Raw genomic sequence first — 14,795 nt, forward strand, 5'->3', positions numbered from 1 at the left:
CCCGTCGTCAGCCCGCCGTTACCTGCGCGATGATCGCGCGGGCCTTGGCGACAGCCTGGCTGGTGCTGAGCTTTCCGGCGTTGAGTTCATCCGCATAGCTCATCAGCCGTTCGCCCGAGGCCGATCCGGTCTCGGCCACTTCGGCGACGCGCACGCCATTGCCCTTGGCGATCGCTTCATCCCACGCCGTGCGCACCGCGGCCCAATAGTCCTTGGTCGCTGTCCAATAGGCGTCGGCGGCCTTGATGTCGTAGTCGCCGGCCTTGGCATAGGTGTTGAGCACCGATTCCTGAACGAACGGCACCATCTTGCCGCCGCTCACACCGCCTTCGGGGCCCATCTTGATATTGTCCTGCCAGTGGATCCAGCCGGCGGGCGAGGGGGAGTGGCGGTTGATCGCGAGATAGCGGTCATAAGGCGGGGTGCGGACGGCATCGCGCCGGGCGAGCGGACGCCACGTCCAGTTGCTCCGCCAGCGGCGCACGCCGCCTTCCTCGGTCCACTGGCCCCAGCCGCCGTAGCGCGGGCTGTCGTCGGTCTGCCACACCGTCTGCGACCAGCGGCCCTTGCGCATGCGTTCCGGCACCGTTTCGAGCACCCATTTGCCTTCGCCGGCATAGGCCAGAACGCTTTCCGGCTCGTAGGTCCAGTCCTGCCGCCAATGCTTGATCACCATCGTCTTGCCCTTGTCGTCGGAAACGACGAGCAGATGCTGGAGGACGATCTTGCCGGGGCTATTCTCGATCACGCGGACGCTTTCATGCCCGCCCGAAACCTTGGGCGCGATCGGCGTGTAGTCCGCGCGCCACGGCGTGGTTTCGCGGAAATCGAACGTCACCTTGTAATCGCCCGCCATGGCGAGGATCGAGGCGCGATCGGCGGCAAGCGACGCCGCCTCATCGCCAGCGGCGCGCGCCGCGACCGGGCCGTCGGCAAGCGCCGGGGCGAAGGGAAGGGCGGTCGCGACGCCGGCGGCGAGCAGGCTGCGCAGAAGAAAGCGGTTCATCATTATCTCTCCAGGATGATCAGAAGCGGACCGAGAGCGAGACGCTCGCGTTGCGACCGGGCTGGGTATAGGCGTCGGCCACGGCCAGGTTGGCCGGCGTCGCGGCAATTCCGCGCACGTCGCTCCACCAGGCATATTTGGTGTCGAAGATGTTGAAGACGCCTGCGCGCACCGTGAACATGTCGCTGATCTTCACGAAGGCCGTGGCGTCGAGGATGGTGAACCCATCGGGGCGGTAGCAGGATGGCGTGCACAGCCCGTCGGTGCGGCTGGCTTCCTTGCCGGCGGAATGCGTCATGATGATCTGGCCGCCGAAGCGCCCTTCGCGATCGCGATAGCCGATGCCGGCCACCAGCTTGAGCGGATCGACGGTGAGCAGCGGCGTCTTGCTGCCGCTGTCGTCGGTCACCTCGCCCGTGGAGTAGGAAACCGCGAGCGTGCCGGTGAGACCGACGCGCGTCCGTCCTTCCACCTTGCCTTCGATGCCCTTGATCTTCACGCGATCGAGATTGACGAACTGGAAGACGATGGGATCGGCCGGGGTGCCGGCATGGGTGCCCACCTGTTCCTGGCTGATGAAATTGCGATATTTGCCCCAGAAGGCCGTCACGCTCGCATCCAGCCAGTCGCCGCCATAACGCAGGCCGCCTTCCAGCGTTTCGCTCGTTTCCGGCTTCAGATCGGGGTTGGGGATCGATCGATAGGCGAAGAAGGGCGAGGTGAGATTTTCGAAGAACTGGTTCACCTGGCTGGGCAGTGGCGCCTTGAAGCCACGGGCATAGTTGGCGAACAGGCTCGCGCCGCCGCCGATCTTGCCGACGACACCCAACTTGGGCGAGAAACGCGAACCATCCTGCTTGGCCGCCGCGAAACTGGGCAGCAGCGGATCATTGTCCGGGTTGAGGTCGTAATAGTCGAAGCGCAGCGCCGGGAAGATCGTGACGGCGCCGTCCGCGATCGAAATTTCGTCCGCCACATAAGCGCCGGCCAGCGTGTAGTCGGTCACCGGGAAGGCGCGGCTCGGGAAGGTGTCGGGCGCGGTCGGCACGGTGCCATCGCGCAGGCCCTTCTGGCGCGTGACCGAAACGTCGGCGCCATAGACCAGCTTGTGTCCGATCGATCCGGTGGCGAAATCGCTCCGCGCTTCCGCGCTCGCGCCGATGACGCGGTTTTCGAACGTGTTGAGGCGCGTCCGGTCGGCGGCGATGTTGCGATCTTCGGCAGTAAACTGCCGGGCTTCGCTGTCCTGATACCAGAAGGCGACCTGCGCCGAATCGATCGCGCCGCTGCCCTGGTAGCGCCAGTCGAACGAGACGCGGGTGCGCTCGGTCTTGTCGGCGGCGGTCAGGCCGATCACGGCAGTGGGCGAAAGCGTGCCCGTCGCTGGCGGCGCGGCGATCCCGCTCAGCACGTTGGTGTCGATATGGTCGTTCAGGTAATCGACCGTCAGCCGCAGGCGGTGCGCATCGCTGGGCGTCCACACGATCTTGCCGAGCACCGCATCGGATGAAGTGTCCTGCGGATTGGCCTTGGTCCGCGTGGCGTTGGGCGCATCGTTCGTGCCCTGATTTTCATATTCATGGCCGTCGCGGCGGGTGTAGGCCACGAGCGTCGACCAGTCGCCCGAGCGCCCGGCAACGATTGCCGTCTCGCTGAACTTGTCGTCGGCGGAATCGTAAGCGACACGGCCAAGCGCGGTGAAATCGCCCTGGCCGGCCAGCAGATCGGCGGGATCGCTGGTGGTGAAGCTCACCGCGCCGGCCAGGCCGTCGCTGCCATAAAGGGCCGATGCCGGGCCGCGCAGGATTTCCACGGACTTGACGAGGCTCAGGTCGACATAATCGCCGCGCCCGACGGCCTGGGCGCCGAAGCTGAAATCATCGGGTACGCGAATGCCATCGACCTGGATCAGCACGCGATTGCCTTCGAGACCGCGAATGTTGAAGCCGGCATTGCCGTCGCGGCCCGTGGAACCCTGCGCCGCGCCGAAGCGGCTGGGCGCACGGCGGACGCTGACCCCCGGTTCGTAACGCACCAGATCCTTCACGTCGGCGACAAGATTGTCAGCGATTTTGGTGTCGTCGATCACGCTCACCGTCGCCGGCACGTCCAGGATGGAGGTGGGGATACGCGTGGCGCTGACGGTGATGGTGTTGCGGGCGTCAGGAAGGAACAGCGGGTCGCCATCCTGCGCAAAGGCCGGGGCCGCGATGCAGAAGGGCGCCATGGCGCCAAGCGCGATCCACGCGACACTATGGAGCGCCGCGGCGCGCGTGCCGGCGCCACTGATGTTCGAAGTCCGACGATGCATTCTGTTCCACCCCGCGTTGATGCTAATGCAATAGATTCGCAATATCGACGCGATTAGTGGCGGGAGGACTGATGGTCAAGGGGATGAAGGCAGCCTTGCCGGGCCGGCCTGAACAACCGGCGCGGACGGCAGTTATCGATGGATAGGAATGGCTTGCCGCGCCACAGCCGCCGGTCGCGCGCCAGCGCAAAAAGCCGCTCGGTCGCGCTGGTCGGCGCGCCCGAACGGCTTGGGCGGATCGCAATCTGTCAGCGCGGCGGGGCGTGCCGGGGCTGTACGAGGAGGGCTTTAGAAGTCGACCTTGTCATAATGATCGGGCGGGCCGACGATCTCCATCCGTTCGGACAGGAGCGGACGGAAGCTGGGGCGCGACTTCAGTGCCGCATACCATTCTTTGGTCCGATCATGGCCGCGCCAGTCGATCCCGCCGAGATAATCCGCGACCGAAAGATGCGCAGCGGCGGCCAGATCGGCAAGGCTCAGCACTGGCCCGCCGATCCAGCGGCGGTGATCGAGCAGATAATCGAGATAATCGAGATGCGCGTTGGCGGATTTCATCGCTTCGCGCAGGGCCTTGGCGTCCGGCGTCATGCGGTGAACGATGCGCTTGAGCATCCGTTCGTGCATCAGGGGCGCCACCACTTCGGCGTACATGCGTTCATCGAACCAGGCGACGAGCCGCCGGATTTCCGCGCGATTGGCGGCGGTGCCGGGCAGCATCGATGCCTTGTCGATCGTTTCCTCGAAATATTCGCAGATCGTGCTGGAATCGATCAGCACCAATCCGGCGGCACTGTCCACCATCACCGGCGTCTGCCCGGTGGGATTCATGTCGAGAAACTCGTCGCGCTGCGCCCAGGGCGATTCGCGGACAAGTTCGTACCCTACGGCCTTCTCGCCGAGCAGGAGCCGGACCTTGCGGGAAAACGGACAGAGCGGAAATTGGAACAACTGCCACATAGCCCGCCCTTGTTACGGGCGTGATCGCGCGGGCGGAAGGGCTGTTGTGCCTTTAACGTAAATATTCCGTTGAACATGTAGTTCCGGGCCAAATCGTCACATCTGGCCATTTGTTCCGGCATGCTCATTCTCGGCGGCGATGGGGTTGGCTAGACCTGCACCCGAAATGACGGGCGGCAACAAGCCCGCAGGATGAGAGGAGCGAAAATGGCGCTCAAGGTGGGTTATATCGGCCTTGGCAATATCGGCCTGCCGATGGCTGAACGGCTGGTCGGTGGCGCGTTCGACCTGACCGTGTTCGATGTCGTGGCGGAGGCAGCCCGGTCGTTCGATGGGCGCGCGGCCATCGCGTCCGACATAGCGGATGTCGGGCGTCGGGCGGAACTCATCGGCCTATGCGTGCGCGACGATGCCGATGTGCACGCGGTCGTCACGGCGCTGCTCGGCACGATGTCGCGCGGGCTGATCGCGATCCACAGCACCGTGCGGCCTGCAACGGTTGTCGAATTGGCTGAACGCGCCGCGCGTCAGGGCGTCTCCGTCATCGACGCCGCCGTTACCGGCGGGGCAGATGGTGCGCGGAACGGACGGCTGACCTGCATGGTCGGCGGCGATGCGGATGCGATCGAAACCGCCCGCCTGCTGCTTGCCGCTTATTGTTCGAACATCGTTCATGCCGGCCCCGTGGGGCAGGGCATGGCGCTCAAGATCGTCAATAATCTCGTGACCTATGTCGAGCTGCTGGGCGCAGTGGAGGCATATCGCCTTGCCGCCGCCGCCGGCCTGGACCCGGCAAAGCTAAGCGAGGTGATGGGCGATAACGGCAATCTTACGCCTGCGATGCGCGCCTATGTCGGCTTTCGAGCGGCCGGGCCGGAGCAGATCGGCGCGGCAGCTTTTGCCGCGACGCAGACGGCGCTGGCGACGCTCGCTGAAAAGGATCTGTCGCTCGCCGCTGAACTCGCGGGGGAATGCGGCCTTGCCGTTCCCCTGGGCGATGCGACCGCCCAGCATTTCCGCGCCGCCGTAACGAGGTTCTGAACCGATGACCGAAATGACATTCCCGACGTCGCAGCTTTACATTGACGGCGCTTTCCGCGATGCCGAGGGGCGCGCGACATACGGCAACATCGCACCCGCAACGGGCCGGAAGGTCGGGGAAGCCGCCGATGGCACCGCGCAGGCCATGGATGACGCCATCGCCGCGGCGCGGCGCGCATTCGATACGACCGACTGGTCGACGAACGTCGGCAAGCGATTGGATCATCTCGATCGCTTCCGGCACGCGCTGCTCGACCTGGCCGATGATTATCGCGCCCGCATTTCAGCCGAAACCGGCGCCACGATCGGCGTCACCCGTGGTCCGGGGCTCAACCTTCCGATCAATTTCATGGAATGGACGCTCGATCTGGCCCGCCGCTACGAATGGCAGCGCGACATCGGCGTGGCGACCGCCATGGGCCATCCGACGCGTCGCCTGGTGATCAAGGAGGCGGCGGGCGTGGTCGGTGCGATCACGCCGTGGAACATGCCGGTGCAGATCAATCTTGCCAAAGTGACGGCCGCGCTGGCGGCGGGATGCACGGTGGTGCTGAAGCCCGCGCCGGAAACACCGTGGTCGGCCATTCTCCTTGCCGAAGCGGCCCATCGTGCCGGGCTGCCTGCGGGCGTGCTCAACGTCGTCACCGGGGCGGACAAGGCCGGGCTTGGCGAGCAACTGGTCGCCGATCCGCGCGTGGACATCATCTCCTTCACCGGATCGACCGCGACCGGGCGGCGGATCATGGCCGCCGCCGCGCCGACGCTGAAACGGGTGTTCCTCGAACTGGGCGGGAAGTCGGCCAATATCGTGCTCGACGACGCCCCATTTCCCGATGCGCTCTATTCGTCGCTCGCGGTTTGCTATCATGCGGGGCAGGGCTGCTCGCTGCCCACCCGCATTCTCCTGCCCCGATCCCGTTATGACGAAGCGGTGGCGACGATCGCCGCGATGTACGACCAGATGCCTTATGGGGACCCGGCGTCCGAAGAGCAGATCCTAGGTCCGGTGGCGTCGCGCGCGCAATATGATCGGGTGCTCGGCTATATCGATCTGGGCAAGCAGGAAGGCGCCCGCATCGTCGCGGGGGGCGGTACTGCGGAGATTGAAGGCGGCTATTATATCCGGCCGACCGTGTTCGCCGATGTGCGCAACGACATGCGGATCGCGCAGGAGGAGATATTCGGGCCGGTCCTCGTCGCCATTCCCTATGACGACGACGATGACGCGGTTCGGATCGCCAACGAATCGATCTATGGGCTTGGCGGCGCCGTCCAGTCGGCGGATCCGGAGCGGGCGTTGAACGTGGCGCGGCGCATTCGCACCGGCACCGTGAACATCAATGCTGCTAACGTCTTTGCCCCGGATTCGCCCTTTGGCGGCTACAAGCAAAGCGGCATCGGGCGCGAGATGGGCGTCGAGGGTTTCGAGGAATATCTGCAAACCAAGACGATCGGGGTGGACGCATGAGCGTATCGGGCAAGACGGTGATCGTCACCGGCGCGGCGCGCAACATGGGCTTCCACACAGCAGCGGCGCTTGCCCGGCGGGGCGCGCGGGTTTCGCTGTGGGGGCGGGACGCCGAAGGTCTGGCTGCGGCGGCCGCGTCTATCGGCGGGGATGCCATGCCGATCGCGCTCGATATCGCCGACGCGGGCCAGATTGGCGAGGCGATGGAGAAGGTGGCAGGGCATTTCGGCGGTATCGACGGCATCGTCAACAATGCCGGCGTGGCTTATCCCAACACCGTCGAAAATCTCGATCTCGATCAGCTGAACGAACAGATCCGCATCAATTTTCTGGCGCCGATCCTCACCTGCCGGGCGGTGATCCCCTATCTCCGCGCGCGCGGCGGCGGGCGCATCGTCAACGTCTCGTCAGCCACGGTTCACCGCGATGGCGCGTTCAGCTTCCTGTCGATCTACGGCGCGACCAAGGCCGGACTGGAGCGCTTTGCCGATGAACTGCGGCACGAGGTGCAGAAGGACGATATCGGTGTGACGACCTTCATTCCGGGCGATACCGCAACCGGTTTCGGCCAGGGCTGGGACGAAGCGGTGGCCGGCGCGGCCTATACCGAATGGCTGGAACGCGGCCCCTATTGGAACGGAATGATGGAGGTGGAGGCGGTGGGCGAGCAGATCGCCCATTGCTTCGATCTGCCCGACAAGGCGGCGTTCGAATTCGTCATGATGCGGCCCGTGGGGCGCCATCCCAAGGTGATGGAGGGCGGCTAAGCGAGCCCGCGGGCGCGATAGCAATCGACCGCCGCCCGGATGGATCGTTCGACGGGCTGCGGCCTCCAGCCAAGCTCCGTCCGGGCCTTGGCCGCCGACATATCGTTCATGATGTGGCTCAACCGCACGGATTCGACGGACAACTGGCTGTCGCGTCCGCGCAGGCGGGCGATGCCGTCCGCCAGAAACCCGGCGGCATAGAGCAGGGGAAAGGGCAGCTTGCGGAAACGCCGGGATTGGCCGGCCTGATCGGCGGCGATCGAACAGAGCTCCTCATAGCGCAGCCAGCGATCAGCCACGATATATCGCTCGCCGATCCGCCCGCGCTCCACCGCCAGGATCATCGCGGTAGCGGCATCCTCGATCCCCACGCAGGACAATCCCGCGTCGATCGTGAAGCCGAGCTTGCCGGATGCCGCCGCCGCCAGCAGCCGGCCATGCGGCGTGGGAGCGAAATCATCGGGGCCATAGGTATTGGCAACGCACATCGCGACACCGGGAAGGCCGCGTTGGCGCACCGCGTCGAAGAACAGGGCTTCGGCCTCGACACGGCCGCGAATATAGGGTCCGGCGCTGGCGGCCCAGTTGAATATGTCCTCTTCGGTGGAAAGGCCGCCGGGGTTGAGCCCGATCGTGCCGATCGTGCTCGTCATCACGAAACGCTGCACACCATGGGCAAGCGCCGCGTCGATGGCGATGCGCAGCCCATCCACGTTCACCCGCAACATCGGCGTCGGATCGCGCAGCCAGGCCTGAGTGTTGACCACGCAGTGGATCACGCTTTCGCATCCCGCCATCGCCGCGTGGACCGATGCGGGGTCGAGCGCATCGCCATAGGCCCATTCGATCGGCAATCCCGCGAGTGCCGCCACATTGGTCGACTTGCGGACAAAGGCCCTGACGCGCCGGCCGTCCGCCGCCAATTGCCGAACGACATGGCTGCCAAGGAATCCGCCGGCGCCGGTGACGAGGATGGTGCCGCTCACAGCTTCGCCAGCACCTCATCCCGGAAAAGTTGCAGGCAGCGCCACGCGCGCTCTGGGGCAATGCCCCCGGCCAGCGGGTGCAGGATCGGGCGCCATGGGCGGTCGAGCGATCGGGCCCGTTCGAGGCATTGGGCGGGCGTCAGGATTTCATAGGTCCCGGCGGCGCGCAGCGCTTCGATCGATCCGCTGCCGGCGTCATAGACGCGTTGCACGCCGGCCTTCATCCATTCGGCATATTGATCGACTTCGCGCAGGAAGAAGGGGCCGAGTTCGCGCCAAGCCGCTTCCGGGTCCGGATCGACGAAAATCTGCGTCATGTCGGTGAAGGTTTCGACCTGCGCCGCCACGCCCAGCCGTTCGCACTCGGCCACATAGATTGCCTCGATCTCGGGCATCGGCTGGCCGGGCAGGAAGGGTAGCCCCCATCGCGCGGCACGGCGCGCGGCGGCGGCGCTCATGCCCCCATAATAAAGCGGCGGGTGCGGCTGGGTGTAGGGCGGTGGCGACACATGGATCGTGCGGCCGCGATAGTCGAAAGCTTCGCCCTTCCATGCTTTCAACAGCGTTTCGATCAGGAAATCGGTATCGGCGCCCCGCGTATCGAAGTCCCGATCCATCGCGTGATATTCGCTGGGGCGATAGCCTTGCCCCAGCACCATCAGGAAACGCCCCCGGCTGACGAGATCGAGCATCGCCAGATCTTCGGCCAGCCGGATCGGGTCATATAGCGGGCCGAGCACGGCGGAGCCGCGAATGATGATGTCGCTCGTCCGTGCCGCGATCATCCCGGCCAGAAGCAGCGGCGACGACAGCCAGCCCAACGCGGCGTCGTGATGCTCCTCCACATTGACCACCGCGAAGCCGGCCTTGTCGGCAAACTCCGACATCGCGATCGCGGCGCGATAACGGTCGGATTCGGCGCTCCGCGTCTCCGCCTGACCACTCATGTTCAGGCGGAGGACGGCCTCTATGCGCGCCACGTCAGAAAGCCGCGTGGATGGGGGCTCCGCTGCGCGGGGTTTCCGCTTCTTCGATTGCCCCCGGACGCATGCGCTTGCGGAACGATTTGGGCGTTTCGCCGCAAGCCCGGCGGAACGCGACCGAGAAGCTGCTCGAACAGGTGAAGCCAAGCTTGAAGGCGATGTCCTTGATCAGGAAATCGGTGTCCGCCAGCATGTTGGCCGCGCGATTGAAGCGAACCTGTTCGACATAATCGTAGATCGTCTGGCCGGTGGTCTGCTTGAAGGCGCGGCTCAGGTGGCGCCGGCTGAGACCGGTCAGCTTGGCCAGATCGCTGAGCGACGGCGTGCCGTTCTGGGTTTCGACATACTCGATGATCTGGCGGTGCGTGCGCCGGGCCAGGCCACCGCGCTGGATGGTCGAGCGCGGCTGCAGGTCGTTCACATAGCGCGCGATTTCCACCATCAGCGAAGTGCCAAGCGCCTCCGCCAGCACGCGCGACGCAAAGCCCGGGGCTTCAGCTTCATTGGCAAGGCGGGCGAGCGTGTCGGTGATTCGCGGGCTTTTGACGTCCAGGCAGCCGACCATTTCATTGGGGTGCACCAGTTCGTCGAGGCCGGTGATCCGGGCATAGGCATCCTGGCTGAAGATGCAGCGCACCGCCTGCGTCGGCCCGCCTTCGGCGCGCACCTGCAACGGCACGTTTGCCGGCACCACCAGAACCCGGCCGATATCTTCGAATCGCTTCTCGGCGCCTTCCACAAGGTAGCGCCCGGACGAAAAGGCCTGCTTGCGCTGGCGCTGCATAGCGATCGTGTGATGCGCTTCGACATGGCTGAATTCCACCGGCGAGGGGTGGACCATGCTGACGATCTGAATGGCGCAATTGGGTGCGGCGATGGCCGCATCGACCTGGGGGGAGGACATCGGGGTGTCCGCTGGCTTTGTCTCGATCACGTGCGTCGCACCTCTCTCAGTTATCCGATTCTCCGTTTCCGCATTTTATCGTTTGGACGCCTTCGTCTCTCTGTTATGCGTGAGGAGCTAATAACATCGCTGCGCATGTCATAGAAAGAGAGAAGATGCGAGGCGGAGTTTGCGTCCGTTGTGCGAAACTTGTCCCTATTTCCGAACAGGTCGCGCTCGCGACCCTGGGAACGGCGATGGAAGGATGGGCCGGACAAGCGGATAAGGAGAGGGTGGATGTCGGTTTGGTCCCATGAGGGCAGGAATGTTCTGGTTGTCGGCTGCTATTCGGGCATCGGCCGGGCGACGGCGGAGGAACTCGTTCGGCTGGGTGCGCGCGTGCACGGCATGGACTGGAAGTCGGTCGACGGTATCGGCCTAAGCGCGTTCACGCTCTGCGACCTGCGCGACACCGGCTCCATAGATGCGGCCTTGGGGCAGATCGCCGGCCCGCTCGACGCCATCTATTATTGTTCGGGTCTGCCGCAGACGCATCCGGCGATGGATGTGCTCAAGGTCAACTTCATCAATGCCCGCTATTTTATCGAGCGGGCGCGGCCGCTGGTGCGCGATGGCGGGGCGATTGCGATCATCGCTTCGACGGCCGGCAATGGCTGGGTCACCCGCGCCGCGACGGTCACCGAATTCGTCACGACGTCTGACGGCAGTGCGGCAGTGGCGTGGGCGGAGCCTCGACTGGCGGAACTCGGCGATCCTTACTCCTTCTCCAAGGAGGCCATCATCGTGTGGGCCATGCGCGAATCGGCGCGGATTGCCGAAAATCGCGGCATCCGGCTCAACCTGCTCAGCCCGGGGCCGACGATCAGCGGCATGACGCCCGATTTCGACAGCTTTGCCGGTGCCAAGGTGATCGATGTCTATACCCAGCCACTTGGCCGGCGTTCCGCGCCCGAGGAGCAGGCCTTCCCGCTGATATTCCTCAATTCCGAAGGCGCGAGCTATATCAACGGCTGCAACTTCATCACCGATGCCGGTTTCACGGCGGGCATGGCGACGGGCCAGATTGCGCTCGACCGGCTGTTGGCGGAGGCGGTGGCGTGAGCGGCGTCGAGGGCCGGCGTCAAACCGGCGAGGCCATGTTCGGCCGGGTCTATGGCCCGGTCGTGCCGATCCCGCCGGCCGAAAAGCGCGATGCGTTCATCGACAATACGATCGATCATCTGTTCGGCGAAATCTGGTCGCGTGACGTGCTCGACATCCGTTCGCGTCGCCTGCTGATCATCGGCGCGGTTCTCGCGCTAGGCGAAACCGGCATTCAGGAAGTCCAGCTTCGCGCGGCGCTCGCCAATGGCGAACTGACGGCGGCGGAAGCGCGCGAAATCCTGGTCTTCATGGTCAATTATGTCGGCTATCCGCGCGCATCCGGTTTTCAGCAGGTGTTGAACAGGGTGCTGGCCGAACAAAGCTAATCCGATCGGACGTTGCGGCGGGCGGCATTCGTTGCCATGCCGTGTTCCAACAGTTTCAAAATTGCCGCGCGGAATGCGCGAGTTGCAGAGGGTGAGTGCATGATGGAGGGGAAGGTCACGGCCGGCTGGGACCATGAAACCGACATATTGGTCGTCGGGTCCGGCGCAGGCGCGATGACGGCGGCGATCGTGGCGGCGGACAACCACGCCGATGTGCTCGTCATCGAAAAAGGCGAACTTTTCGGCGGCACTACGGCAACGTCGGGCGGCGTTCTGTGGATCCCGAACAGCCATCTCGCCAAGGCGGCGGGTCAGGAAGATTCGCGCGACGAAGCGATCGAATATATCGCCGCACTGGCCGGCAAGGTCGATCGCAAGCAGATCGAGGCGTTCGTCGATACCGCGCCTGCGATGCTGCAATATGTCGAGCGCGAGGCGAATGTCCTCTACAACTCGATCCCCTACACCGATTATCACGCCGAACTTCCGGGCGGTAAGCTCGGGTGGCGCAGCCATGATCCGGTGCCGGTGGACGGGCGCCTGCTGGGCGACGACCTGAAGTGGATGCGGCCGACGCACCCCGCCGCGATGCTGTTCGGTAAGATCAGCTGGACGGCGGCGGAGGCCGCGCCGATGATCACGCGCTGGCCGGGCTGGATCAAGAGCCTGATCAAGGTGCTCTGGCGCTATTATTCGGACGTCGGCCAGCGCATCAAATCCGATCGCGCGCGCTTCCTGACCGGCGGCAATGCGCTGGTCGCGCGATTGAAGCTCGCCATGGACAAGCGCCATGTGCCGCTGTGGCGCAAGACCGCGTTCGAGGATCTGATCGTCGAAGACGGTCGGGTGGTCGGCGCGATCGTTTCCCGGGATGGCCGCCACCAGCGCATCCGCGCGCGCAAGGGCGTGATCCTGGCGGCCGGCGGGTTCGAACGGAACGCCGAACTGCGAGGCGCCAACCTGAAGCAGTCGCCCGATCCCGACGCCAGCGGCGGCCAGCCCTGCAACACCGGCGATGCGCTGATTGCGGCGCAGAAGATCGGTGCGGCGGTCGATCGGCTCGATTCGGCTTGGTGGGCCCCCACGATCAAGGTGCCGGGCGAGGATCGCGCGCGCCCGCTATTCTTCGAACGCTCGCTGCCGGGTTCGATGATCGTCAATCAGGCCGGCAAGCGCTTCACCAACGAAGCGGCGTCCTATCACATCTGCGGCAAGGAGATGTTCGAGAAGAACCTGCCAGGTGCCGAAACGACGCCGGCTTATGTGATCTTCGACGCGACCTTCCGTAAAAAATACCCGATGGGCCCGGTGATGCCGGTATTCCCGGATTTCACCATGCGCGGCGAGGTGAAGGAAATCGTCACCAAGGCGAGCAGCATTGCCGAACTGGCCGAAAAGCTGGGTCTACCAGTCGATGCGCTTGTCGAAACGGTCGAACGCTTCAACGCCAACGCCCGCAAGGGCGAGGATCCCGATTTCGGGCGTGGGCATCAGCCCTATGACCGTTATTATGGCGACCCCAAGGTTCAGCCCAACCCCAATTTGCTGCCGCTCGAAAAGGCGCCATTCTACGCGCTGCCGGTCAATCCCGGCGATATCGGCACGAATGGCGGCCTGGTGACCGACAGCGCCGGCGCGGTGCTGGATCAGGCGGGGAAGCGGATCGAGGGGCTCTATGCGGTCGGCAACACCGCCGCATCGGTGATGGGGGGCTCCTATCCGGGCGCCGGCGCCACGATCGGCCCGGCGATGACGTTCGGCTATGCCGCCGCGCGCGACATGACGGGCGCTAACCAGCCCGCCGGCTGATGCTCTATCGGGCGGCCTCGCGAAGCACGCGGCGAAAGCCAGCTTCGTCGAGGCCGCCACGGATCAATACCGGCCCGATCAGATAAGCGGGTGTACCGCGAAGGCCGAGGGCAAAGGCCTCGGTCGCGTTGCGCGCCAGTGCCTGTTCGATGCGCTTCGCATCGGTTGTCAGATCCGCCTCGATCCGTGCCCAGTCTCCACCCGCACGTTCGACGGCGCCGCGCAGGGTGGCATCGTCCAGCCGGGTCGATCGGCGCATCAATGCGTCGTTGAGTGCCGCGTAGATGCCCTGTTTGTCGGCGGCGAGCGCAATCCGTGCAGCGCGATCGGAGCGCGGCCCGAGCACCGGCCATTCCTTGTAAAGGACGCGAACGTCGTTCCGCCCCGCCAATGCCGCGTGCATCGCGTCGTGCGATTGCCGACAGATCGCGCAGTCATAATCCGAATAGACGACGATCGTCAGTCTGGCCGTTTCAGGCCCGGTGCGAGGGGCGTCGGGATCGGCGAGAATGCTCTCGACGGCCGGCGTTTCGTTGACCTTCTCGCCAAGAGGCCGAAAATATTGGAGCGCGATCGCGGCACCCGATCCGATGGCGAGCGCCGCGCCGAATTGCAGGATGTCGCGCCGCCGCAGGCTCATATCGCGCGGTGACTGCCAGCCGCGATCGCGGCGTCGCTCGCCAGCTTGTCGGCCCGCTCATTGTCCGGGTGGCCGGCATGGCCCTTCACCCACACCCAGTCGACGCGATGTGGCTGGGCGGCGGCCAGAAGGCGCTGCCAGAGATCCGCATTCTTGACGGGCTTGCGGTCGGCTGTTTTCCAGCCGTTGCGCAACCAGCCCTTGATCCACTTGGTGAGGCCATCCATCACGTAACGGCTGTCGGTCGACAAGGTGACGTGGCAGGGGCGCTTGAGCGCCTCCAGCCCCTCGATCGCGGCCATCAGTTCCATGCGATTGTTGGTCGTCAGCTTTTCGCCGCCGGAAAGCTCGCGTTCCTTGCCGGCGGCGCGGAGCACTACGCCCCAGCCACCGGGCCCCGGATTGCCCTTGCACGCGCCGTCGGTGGCGATTTCCACATCGGTCATGTCAC

14 protein-coding genes are annotated in these 14,795 nt (G+C 65.1%); 6 read left to right on the plus strand and 8 right to left on the minus strand.

Features of this window, described 5'->3' with window-relative positions; genetic code table 11:
- Nucleotides 1–7: 7 nt before the first annotated feature.
- The 3 genes from CHB74_RS00230 to CHB74_RS00240 all read right to left on the minus strand — a co-directional run bounded on the left by CHB74_RS00230 (nucleotide 8) and on the right by CHB74_RS00240 (nucleotide 4,277).
- Complete coding sequence (locus CHB74_RS00230; protein WP_089217965.1) at nucleotides 8–1,006, minus strand: DUF6607 family protein; 999 nt, start codon at nucleotides 1,004–1,006, stop codon at nucleotides 8–10.
- Nucleotides 1,007–1,025: 19 nt separating this feature from the next.
- Nucleotides 1,026–3,317 carry a TonB-dependent hemoglobin/transferrin/lactoferrin family receptor gene (locus CHB74_RS00235; protein ID WP_089217597.1) on the minus strand — a complete coding sequence of 764 codons (2,292 nt, stop codon included), beginning with the start codon at nucleotides 3,315–3,317 and terminating at the stop codon, nucleotides 1,026–1,028.
- Nucleotides 3,318–3,605: 288 nt separating this feature from the next.
- A complete protein-coding gene (locus CHB74_RS00240; RefSeq protein ID WP_089217598.1) occupies nucleotides 3,606–4,277 on the minus strand; it encodes a glutathione S-transferase family protein in 672 nt (223 codons plus the stop codon).
- A 207-nt stretch (nucleotides 4,278–4,484) separates the two neighbouring features.
- On the opposite strand from CHB74_RS00240, the gene CHB74_RS00245 reads away from it, so the two are divergent.
- The 3 genes from CHB74_RS00245 to CHB74_RS00255 are packed head-to-tail and all read left to right on the plus strand — an operon-like array spanning nucleotide 4,485 to nucleotide 7,553.
- The gene (locus tag CHB74_RS00245; RefSeq protein ID WP_179220651.1) at nucleotides 4,485–5,318 is read left to right on the plus strand and encodes an NAD(P)-dependent oxidoreductase; all 834 of its coding nucleotides are present in this window, start codon (nucleotides 4,485–4,487) and stop codon (nucleotides 5,316–5,318) included.
- 4 nt (nucleotides 5,319–5,322) lie between these two features.
- Complete coding sequence (locus tag CHB74_RS00250; protein ID WP_089217600.1) at nucleotides 5,323–6,786, plus strand: aldehyde dehydrogenase family protein; 1,464 nt, start codon at nucleotides 5,323–5,325, stop codon at nucleotides 6,784–6,786.
- Nucleotides 6,783–7,553, plus strand: coding sequence for an SDR family oxidoreductase (locus tag CHB74_RS00255; protein ID WP_089217601.1), 771 nt, complete (start codon nucleotides 6,783–6,785; stop codon nucleotides 7,551–7,553). The genes CHB74_RS00250 and CHB74_RS00255 overlap by 4 nt, the downstream gene beginning before the upstream one ends.
- Here CHB74_RS00255 and CHB74_RS00260 read toward each other — a convergent pair.
- The 3 genes from CHB74_RS00260 to CHB74_RS00270 are packed head-to-tail and all read right to left on the minus strand — an operon-like array spanning nucleotide 7,550 to nucleotide 10,426.
- A complete protein-coding gene (locus tag CHB74_RS00260) occupies nucleotides 7,550–8,539 on the minus strand; it encodes an NAD-dependent epimerase/dehydratase family protein (protein WP_089217602.1) in 990 nt (329 codons plus the stop codon). The genes CHB74_RS00255 and CHB74_RS00260 overlap by 4 nt on opposite strands.
- A complete protein-coding gene (locus CHB74_RS00265; RefSeq protein WP_218821354.1) occupies nucleotides 8,536–9,486 on the minus strand; it encodes an LLM class flavin-dependent oxidoreductase in 951 nt (316 codons plus the stop codon). The genes CHB74_RS00260 and CHB74_RS00265 overlap by 4 nt, the downstream gene beginning before the upstream one ends.
- A gap of 34 nt (nucleotides 9,487–9,520) precedes the next feature.
- Nucleotides 9,521–10,426: an AraC family transcriptional regulator gene (locus CHB74_RS00270; protein WP_245842515.1), complete on the minus strand. Its 906-nt coding sequence runs from the start codon at nucleotides 10,424–10,426 to the stop codon at nucleotides 9,521–9,523.
- Nucleotides 10,427–10,702: 276 nt separating this feature from the next.
- Here CHB74_RS00270 and CHB74_RS00275 point away from each other — a divergent pair, with 276 nt between their 5' ends.
- The 3 genes from CHB74_RS00275 to CHB74_RS00285 all read left to right on the plus strand — a co-directional run bounded on the left by CHB74_RS00275 (nucleotide 10,703) and on the right by CHB74_RS00285 (nucleotide 13,704).
- Nucleotides 10,703–11,527, plus strand: a complete 825-nt coding sequence (locus CHB74_RS00275) for an SDR family oxidoreductase (protein ID WP_089217605.1) — start codon at nucleotides 10,703–10,705, stop codon at nucleotides 11,525–11,527.
- The gene (locus CHB74_RS00280; RefSeq protein ID WP_089217606.1) at nucleotides 11,524–11,895 is read left to right on the plus strand and encodes a carboxymuconolactone decarboxylase family protein; all 372 of its coding nucleotides are present in this window, start codon (nucleotides 11,524–11,526) and stop codon (nucleotides 11,893–11,895) included. The genes CHB74_RS00275 and CHB74_RS00280 overlap by 4 nt, the downstream gene beginning before the upstream one ends.
- Before the next feature lie 99 nt (nucleotides 11,896–11,994).
- Nucleotides 11,995–13,704, plus strand: coding sequence for an FAD-binding protein (locus CHB74_RS00285; protein ID WP_089217607.1), 1,710 nt, complete (start codon nucleotides 11,995–11,997; stop codon nucleotides 13,702–13,704).
- A gap of 4 nt (nucleotides 13,705–13,708) precedes the next feature.
- Here CHB74_RS00285 and CHB74_RS00290 read toward each other — a convergent pair whose 3' ends face one another.
- Together CHB74_RS00290 and rnhA are read right to left on the minus strand one after the other, a co-directional pair.
- Nucleotides 13,709–14,344, minus strand: coding sequence for a DsbA family protein (locus CHB74_RS00290; RefSeq protein ID WP_089217608.1), 636 nt, complete (start codon nucleotides 14,342–14,344; stop codon nucleotides 13,709–13,711).
- A complete protein-coding gene (gene rnhA / locus CHB74_RS00295) occupies nucleotides 14,341–14,790 on the minus strand; it encodes a ribonuclease HI (RefSeq protein ID WP_089217609.1) in 450 nt (149 codons plus the stop codon). Before rnhA ends, CHB74_RS00290 begins: the two co-directional genes overlap by 4 nt.
- Between the last annotated feature and the right edge of the window lie 5 nt (nucleotides 14,791–14,795).

The sequence above is a fragment of the Edaphosphingomonas laterariae genome, assembly GCF_900188165.1.
GTDB classification, from domain to species: domain Bacteria; phylum Pseudomonadota; class Alphaproteobacteria; order Sphingomonadales; family Sphingomonadaceae; genus Sphingomonas_E; species Sphingomonas_E laterariae.

Bases quoted from the DNA above. Each gene is read 5' to 3' on its own strand.
- CHB74_RS00230 (WP_089217965.1), bottom strand. From the start codon at position 1,006: ATGAACCGCTTTCTTCTGCGCAGCCTGCTCGCCGCCGGCGTCGCGACC.
- CHB74_RS00235 (WP_089217597.1), bottom strand. From the start codon at position 3,317: ATGCATCGTCGGACTTCGAACATCAGTGGCGCCGGCACGCGCGCCGCG.
- CHB74_RS00240 (WP_089217598.1), bottom strand. From the start codon at position 4,277: ATGTGGCAGTTGTTCCAATTTCCGCTCTGTCCGTTTTCCCGCAAGGTC.
- CHB74_RS00245 (WP_179220651.1), top strand. From the start codon at position 4,485: ATGGCGCTCAAGGTGGGTTATATCGGCCTTGGCAATATCGGCCTGCCG.
- CHB74_RS00250 (WP_089217600.1), top strand. From the start codon at position 5,323: ATGACCGAAATGACATTCCCGACGTCGCAGCTTTACATTGACGGCGCT.
- CHB74_RS00255 (WP_089217601.1), top strand. From the start codon at position 6,783: ATGAGCGTATCGGGCAAGACGGTGATCGTCACCGGCGCGGCGCGCAAC.
- CHB74_RS00265 (WP_218821354.1), bottom strand. From the start codon at position 9,486: ATGAGTGGTCAGGCGGAGACGCGGAGCGCCGAATCCGACCGTTATCGC.
- CHB74_RS00270 (WP_245842515.1), bottom strand. From the start codon at position 10,426: ATGTCCTCCCCCCAGGTCGATGCGGCCATCGCCGCACCCAATTGCGCC.
- CHB74_RS00275 (WP_089217605.1), top strand. From the start codon at position 10,703: ATGTCGGTTTGGTCCCATGAGGGCAGGAATGTTCTGGTTGTCGGCTGC.
- CHB74_RS00285 (WP_089217607.1), top strand. From the start codon at position 11,995: ATGATGGAGGGGAAGGTCACGGCCGGCTGGGACCATGAAACCGACATA.
- CHB74_RS00290 (WP_089217608.1), bottom strand. From the start codon at position 14,344: ATGAGCCTGCGGCGGCGCGACATCCTGCAATTCGGCGCGGCGCTCGCC.
- rnhA (WP_089217609.1), bottom strand. From the start codon at position 14,790: ATGACCGATGTGGAAATCGCCACCGACGGCGCGTGCAAGGGCAATCCG.